General features: G+C 60.9%; 2 protein-coding genes. Both read right to left on the bottom strand.

All coding sequences use genetic code 11. From position 1 onward, the window contains the following. Positions 1-287: 287 nt before the first annotated feature. On the bottom strand, positions 288-1553 hold the full coding sequence (gene rluB, locus F8N62_RS31275) for a 23S rRNA pseudouridine(2605) synthase RluB (protein WP_150712204.1): 1266 nt from the start codon (positions 1551-1553) through the stop codon (positions 288-290). A 156-nt stretch (positions 1554-1709) separates the two neighbouring features. Further along, positions 1710-1901: a DUF1289 domain-containing protein gene (locus F8N62_RS31270; RefSeq protein ID WP_150712205.1), complete on the bottom strand. Its 192-nt coding sequence runs from the start codon at positions 1899-1901 to the stop codon at positions 1710-1712. Positions 1902-1942: the final 41 nt, after the last annotated feature.

The following is a 1942-nucleotide window of genomic DNA, read 5'->3' as shown; positions in this document are numbered from 1 at the left end:
ACTATCATTCGGAATGATATAAGTCCGAACACAGCCCTCTAGCATGCACCTGGGATCGGGACGCGATCAATGTGCCTGATGGCAACTCTGTGTTGCCCGGAATGCAAAGGAAAGTCGTTAGACCGAGTCGCTTCCTTCGCGGGCAAGCCCGCTCCCACAAGGATTGCGCTGAACCTGTGGGAGCGGGCTTGCCCGCGAAGCGGCCTATAGGAACACCGCAGAGCTAAAGCCTGGGCAAAAAAAAACGCCAACCCGAAGGCTGGCGTTTTTTATGTGCCGCTTACCGATTACTCAGGTTTGCGACGACCGAAACCCGGACGCTGGCCCGAACCGGCTGGCGCGCCACGGCGCTTGCCCGATGGCTTGTCACCCTCCACCAGCTTGATCCCCGGACGTTTTGGCGCCGGCTTGGCCGGGCGTTTGGTGTCCGAAGGACGATCCGCCACTGGCGTACCGCGACCGGCTGGAGCGCCACGATCGCTGCGACCAGCGCTCGGTGCACCGCGGCCTTCGCCACGCTCGGTGCGACCGTTGGCCGGACGCGGTGTGCGTGGACCACGCTCACCATCGGCACGCGGGGCAACCGGCTTGCGCGACGGACGCTCGCCTTCGAGGTGCGGCTCACGCGCTGGACGCGGGCCGGCGGCCGGAGCGCCTGCCGCTGGACGCAGCGTACGCACGCGCTCGGTCTTGCCGACCGGACGCGACGATTTGCGCTGCATACGCTCAAGCTTGTCTTTGCTCTTGGCGTTCATTTGCGGCATGGCCACCGGCGTCAGGCCCACTTCAGCACTCAGAATGTCGACTTCGTACTGGCTCATTTCGCGCCAGCGGCCCATCGGCAAATCGGAGTTGAGGAACACCGGACCGAAACGCACGCGCTTCAGACGGCTGACAACCAGACCCTGGGATTCCCACAGACGACGGACCTCGCGGTTGCGACCTTCCATCACCACGCAGTGATACCAGTGGTTGAAACCTTCGCCGCCGGGCGCTTGCTTGATGTCGGTGAACTTGGCCGGGCCGTCTTCAAGGACAACGCCGGCTTTCAGACGCTCGATCATCTCGTCATCGACTTCGCCACGCACACGGACTGCGTATTCACGGTCCATTTCGTAGGAAGGGTGCATCAGGCGGTTGGCCAGCTCACCGTCGGTGGTGAACATCAGCAGACCGGTGGTGTTGATGTCCAGACGACCGATGTTGATCCAGCGACCTTCTTTCGGGCGCGGCATCTTGTCGAACACGGTCGGACGGCCTTCAGGGTCGTCACGGGTGCAGATTTCACCGTCGGGTTTGTTGTACATGATCACGCGGCGTACCGACTCGGCGGCTTCTTCGCGCTTGATCACCTTGCCATCGATGGTGATGGCGTCATGCAGGTCGACGCGCAGGCCAAGGGTGGCGTCTTTGCCATTGACCTTGATCCGGCCGTGACTGATCCAGGCTTCTACGTCACGGCGCGAGCCGACGCCGATACGGGCGAGGACTTTCTGCAGTTTTTCACCTGCTGGGCCGATTTCCTGGTCGTCTTTCTGGTCTTTGATACTCATCTGGGCACCTCCCGGTGTGGTCTGTTCAGGCTGCCCTCAATTGAGCGTCCTGAAGCGATGTCAATCTGTGCACTTGGCGAAGGGATCGCCGAAGGGTCGCAAATCATACGCTCATGTCAGTCTTTGCGCATCAGAGACTAGCTGAACATTGGATAACTACTTGTGTTTCCGCCGACCGGTGGCGCCGAGTTTGATCAGGCGCAACGCCGCTTCGGCCAGAACCGTGCGTTTGTCAGCCTTGTCGAGCTTCTTCCAGGACTTGATCTCGCGCTTGCTGCGACCGCAGCCGACGCAGATGTCGTCGGTGAATTTGCAGACACTGATGCAGGGGTCTTTGATTGAGCTCATCAAACTCTCCTGGGTCAAAAGATCGCAGCCTTCGGCAGCTC

The organism is Pseudomonas fluorescens (genome assembly GCF_902497785.1).
Taxonomy (GTDB): domain Bacteria; phylum Pseudomonadota; class Gammaproteobacteria; order Pseudomonadales; family Pseudomonadaceae; genus Aquipseudomonas; species Aquipseudomonas fluorescens_BO.
The sequence above is the reverse complement of the archived record's forward strand: the minus strand, read 5'-3'. Positions and strand labels throughout refer to the sequence as shown.

Bases quoted from the DNA above. Each gene is read 5' to 3' on its own strand.
- rluB (WP_150712204.1), bottom strand. From the start codon at position 1,553: ATGAGTATCAAAGACCAGAAAGACGACCAGGAAATCGGCCCAGCAGGT.
- F8N62_RS31270 (WP_150712205.1), bottom strand. From the start codon at position 1,901: ATGAGCTCAATCAAAGACCCCTGCATCAGTGTCTGCAAATTCACCGAC.